The organism is Nocardia sp. NPDC058497 (genome assembly GCF_042720195.1).
GTDB lineage: Bacteria > Actinomycetota > Actinomycetes > Mycobacteriales > Mycobacteriaceae > Nocardia.
Genome location: NZ_JBHXMY010000556.1, coordinates 1 through 3,845, shown reverse-complemented (window position 1 = coordinate 3,845; position 3,845 = coordinate 1). Strand labels below are relative to the sequence as shown.

Genomic DNA, 3,845 nt, shown 5'->3' with positions numbered 1-3,845 from the left:
AGCACCGACCCACACCTCCCCCCCCCCCCCCCCGCGGGCGAGTGGGTACGTGGAGGGGGAGTGCCGAACTCGCACTTCCGATTCTTCGGATCCGATAATTCGTGTGCATTTCCAGGCCAAGGACTGGGCTGATACGGACATTCAGCAGGAATGGTCATCAAATGGCCTGGAGCCAAGAATCGCTGAATTCACCAGCACATTGCCGAAGCGCCGGCGAACAGCGAACGGTCGCGCACGCAACACGGTCAGCGGACACCCAGCGCCGACGCGACAGCGATTGGCACACAATGCAACACAGCACACACTGCAACAACATCCTCAAAAATCCCACCCGACCGCCCGCGTTCAAACGCCGATAATGCACATTATGTCAAGTAAACCCTGCATGCAGCATCAGTCAAGGAAGCGCGACCCCTACCCCACATCAGAGATTGGCGATCGATCGGTCAGCGTCAGGGCGTCAGCGTGATGGAGCCGACCACCACTCCACCCAAATACGCCGGGCCCTCGTACCCGCCACGTCCGTCGCTGATCAGTACGACTCGGTGGCCGGGAAATATGTCCACGTAACCACCTTCGGGCGTCGAATGAATGGGGTAACGCCCAATCAAGACCAGGTCCCCACCCTCGACTCGCGCGTCGCGTTGCAGGAGCACGATGCCAGAAGACCACGTCGTGGACGTGTAGGCGCCGGGTTCGACATCGGCGAATGCTTGACCGACCGTGCCAAAGAGCGTGGCGGCACCCACGGCCACAGCGATCACGGCAGTCCGGAGTATCGCTGGTCTGGCGCGTATGGACATCGTCAACTCCTTCCGCTTCGGGTTACCAACTCTACGCCTGCCAACTCCGGCAGATCCGGCCGCATATGCACGAATCGAACATGCAGGGTTACCGGCAACGGTCGGATATGCATCTACCCCAGCAGGTCGACTTCGTCGCACAATGAATGGGTGACTCATGGGTTTCGTACCGGTTTGGCGGACCCTGGAATGGTGCCGCGCTTCCTTCCCGACTTCTTGCTGCGAAATAGTCAGATGCTCGCGATGGCCGCGGGTTGCGACTCGCTGTGGATGCCCGATCATCTGATCGCGGCTCTTCCTGCATCGATCTGGAAGTCGAAGTATGTCGGCGGTGCGCGGCTCGCGAACAAGGCCAACGCGTTTTACGAGCCGTGGACGGCGCTTGGCTACCTCGCTGCTCGGAATCGTCTCGCCCGTAAGCGGCTCGGTGTTGCGGTTACCGACGCGGGCCGCCGGAATCCGGCGGTGACCGCGCAGGCGGCGGCGACGCTGCACTTGTTGAGCCGTGGTCGGGCGATTCTCGGGATCGGGCCGGGTGAGCGGGAGGGGAACGAGCCGTACGGGGTGGACTGGTCGAAGCCGGTCGCGCGATTCGTGGAGGCTGTGGCCACGATCCGGTTCCTGTGGGATTCCGGCGGAGAACCGGTCAGCCGGGAGTCGGAGTACTTCCCTCTTCGTGACGCCGTCTTCGACGTTCCGCCGTACAAGGGCACTCGGCCCGAGATCTGGATCGGTGCGCACGGACCTCGGATGTTGCGGGCCACCGGGCAGTATGGCGACGCCTGGTTCCCCGCGTTTCCGCAGCTGCCGAAGGAATACGCGGAGAAGCTCGATCTCGTGCGGAGCGCCGCGTCGGATGCCGGGCGTGACCCGTCGGCGATCCTGCCGGCTGCTTACTTCTGGATGCTGGTCGGCCGCGGTCCGGCCGAAGTCGAGGAGTTGATGGGAGCTGTGGTGCCGCGGGCGATGTCTCTGGTCGCGCCGGCCGGTGTGTGGAGGCGGCATGGCGTCGAGCATCCGCTAGGTCCGACGTTCAGTGGTCTCCAGGACCTACTCCCCCAGACCATCGACGAGGAAACCGCGCTCGCCTACGCAAAGCTGGTGCCGCCCTCGCTGGTACGCGAGATCTTCGTCGTCGGCACGCCCTCCGAGATTCTGGAGCAGATGGCCGAGCGCCGTCACCATGGTGTGCGGTATGCGGTGGCCATGAATATGAGTCCCATGCATCCGAGTTTGCGGACAGGTCTGGGTGCGTCGGTTCCGTTCCTGCAGGTCCTGCGCGGGCTTCGTCGGCTGTGAGTCTGTGCGGCGGGCACAAACCGCGCGGACTCAGATCGGTGCGGTGAGCACGTGCCGGTACCAGCGGCACACCCCGAGGGCGAAGCGGAGCTCGAAGTTGTCTGTGTCAACAGCGATTCCGTATCGGCCGGTGAGTTGCTGGACGCGGTATTGGACGGTGTTGCGGTGGACTTGGAGTACCCGGGCGGTGCGTGAATAGCTGCCGCTTTCGGCGAGGAACACTTCCAGGGTGTGGCGCAGAAGTTCTGTCTTCGCGTTGTCGACTGCCAGTGGTCCGAGGACGCGGTGGACCAGATCGGCGAGTTCGTCCGGTTCGTCGGCCAGGAGCGCGAAAGGGGCGACGGCGTCGAAATCGATGACGGTGGGTGCGGCCTGCCCGGCGGACACGGCCAATGCCTTCGCCCGCGCAGCGCTTCGGGCTGTACGCCGGAATCCCGGTACTCCCCCGCCGACGGATCCGAAGGCGACGCGCACGGGTAGGCCGGAGGCTTTGATCTGCTCGGTGAGCCGGTCCAGCGAGAAGTCTTCGGCGGGGAGCCACAGCCGCATGTCGCGGTCGCCGGTGGTCGCGACGATGTCGGTGCCGCCGCCGGGGACGGCCGCGGCGATCAGCTGGCGTGTCTGCTCGAGCACGCGCACGGTATCCGTACTGGTGGCGCCTGGCAGTGTCCATACCTCGGCCGCGAGGTGCTGTCGGTCGAGGCGGTAGCCCAGCGCCGCTTCGGCCGCGGGGCGGTCGACGTCGCCGTCGCCGTCGTCGAGGAGCCTGGTGATCCACTGCTGCCGGGCCGCTTGGCGGCTGCTGAGCCAGCGATCGCGTTCGGTCTCGTAGATCCGGCCCATCGAGGAGTTGAGGCGGTCCAGGTATGTACCTGCGAATTTGAGGAGCTCCGCGATCCGGGCGGCCTGGTCGGTGCTCGGCACGGCGAGGATCAAACCGATGGCCGCGTCCAGCAGCTGATATTGGCCCAGTCCGTAGGCGCGCAGGAGCACGGTCAGCGGCACACCGCGCCGGGCGAGGCGCTGGACGTAGGCCGCGGCGCCCGCAGGTGGGGCGACGGTGGCCGGATCGATATTGTTGGCCAGGACGTACTGCACGAGGGCGATGTTCTCGGCGATGCTGGCGGCCCGCATCTCGGCGAGGTCGAAGGCGATGTCGGTGACCGGGATCATCTGCTCGGTCACCCGGATGAGGTCGTCGGTGATCGATACGGTCAGTGGACCCAGGGCCTGTCCGACCCACACCAGTGATCCGTATGCCGCCACGGGTGGCGCTCCGTCCGTTGAACAAAAACCGTCGGCGATATTGTGCCATGCGCACAAATTTTGTCGGCAGAGTGCGCTTGACGTCGGTGTGCGCGCCGATTGTGTGGTCGTGGCAGCGTGCCGTGTGGTGTCATGGTCGCCGAACGCCCCGATATCGACTCCTTCTTGCTTGTTCGACACTGGTCCACCACCCGGTAGGCCCAGAATCCGACAGGGTTCGTGGGTCATCGCAGAGATGTGGGCCGGACGTGTGAAGGATGTAGTACTCGGATGGGTGAAGTGCGTCGTGCATCGCGAGGTCGGGGCAACCGCAAGGCGAGCACTCCCCTCTTCGCTCAGCTGCTGACCGCTGCCGTCGACACCGCGGCCGACGCGATCGCGATCACCTTCTCCCCCGAAAGCGGTGGGGCGCGCGGGCTCGCCTACCACGCTCGCGGCGGGTCGGGGGCGGGGGGGGGGCGGGTGAGGGTGGTGCGG

4 protein-coding genes are annotated in these 3,845 nt (G+C 65.4%); 2 read left to right on the top strand and 2 right to left on the bottom strand.

What is annotated here, in order from left to right:
* Window positions 1-452: 452 nt before the first annotated feature.
* Complete coding sequence (locus ACFWPJ_RS27105) at window positions 453-764, bottom strand: hypothetical protein (RefSeq protein WP_378855455.1); 312 nt, start codon at window positions 762-764, stop codon at window positions 453-455.
* A 228-nt stretch (window positions 765-992) separates the two neighbouring features.
* Here ACFWPJ_RS27105 and ACFWPJ_RS27100 point away from each other — a divergent pair, with 228 nt between their 5' ends.
* A complete protein-coding gene (locus tag ACFWPJ_RS27100) occupies window positions 993-2,102 on the top strand; it encodes an LLM class flavin-dependent oxidoreductase (RefSeq protein ID WP_378855453.1) in 1,110 nt (369 codons plus the stop codon).
* Window positions 2,103-2,132: 30 nt separating this feature from the next.
* Here ACFWPJ_RS27100 and ACFWPJ_RS27095 read toward each other — a convergent pair whose 3' ends face one another.
* On the bottom strand, window positions 2,133-3,347 hold the full coding sequence (locus ACFWPJ_RS27095) for a PucR family transcriptional regulator (RefSeq protein WP_378855451.1): 1,215 nt from the start codon (window positions 3,345-3,347) through the stop codon (window positions 2,133-2,135).
* A gap of 291 nt (window positions 3,348-3,638) precedes the next feature.
* Between ACFWPJ_RS27095 and ACFWPJ_RS27090 the strand changes: the two genes are divergently transcribed.
* On the top strand, window positions 3,639-3,845 hold a 207-nt coding region (locus ACFWPJ_RS27090), incomplete at its 3' end, for a hypothetical protein (protein ID WP_378855449.1).

What these genes read in the sequence shown, in the direction of transcription:
- ACFWPJ_RS27100 (WP_378855453.1), top strand. Translation starts at nt 993, where the DNA reads ATGGTGCCGCGCTTCCTTCCCGACTTCTTGCTGCGAAATAGTCAGATG.